General features: G+C 53.0%; 1 pseudogene. It reads left to right on the top strand.

What is annotated here, in order from left to right:
* A pseudogene (locus ASL19_RS17785) lies at positions 1-517 on the top strand (hypothetical protein); the annotation flags it as partial.

The following is a 517-nucleotide window of genomic DNA, read 5'->3' as shown; positions in this document are numbered from 1 at the left end:
TCACCCAGATTTTCTCCAATGATAGTGCATTTGCGGCGCTAAAAAGCGATGGCTCTGTTGTTACCTGGGGTGACTCTGGCCGGGTAGGGAACAGCAGTAGTGTGAGCAGCAGTCTCACTTCCGGTGTCACCCAGATTTTCTCCAATGTTGGTGCATTTGCGGCGCTAAAAAGCGATGGCTCTGTTGTTACCTGGGGTATCCGTGAATATGGAGGGGATAGCAGTAGTGTGAGCAGCAGACTGACATCCGGCGTCACCCAGATTTTCTCTACTGTTACTGCATTTGCGGCGCTAAAAAGCGATGGCTCTGTTGTCACCTGGGGTGACTCTGGTGCTGGAGGGAGCAGCAGTAGTGTGAGCAGCAGACTGACATCCGGCGTCACTCAGATTTTCTCTACTGTTACTGCATTTGCGGCGCTAAAAAGCGATGGCTCTGTTGTTACCTGGGGTGACTCTGGCGGGGGAGGGAGCAGCAGTAGTGTGAGCAGCAGTCTCACTTCCGGTGTCACCCAGATTTT

Origin of the sequence: Cylindrospermopsis sp. CR12 (assembly GCF_001432185.1) — a bacterium.
GTDB lineage: Bacteria > Cyanobacteriota > Cyanobacteriia > Cyanobacteriales > Nostocaceae > Raphidiopsis > Raphidiopsis raciborskii.
The sequence above is the reverse complement of the archived record's forward strand: the minus strand, read 5'-3'. Positions and strand labels throughout refer to the sequence as shown.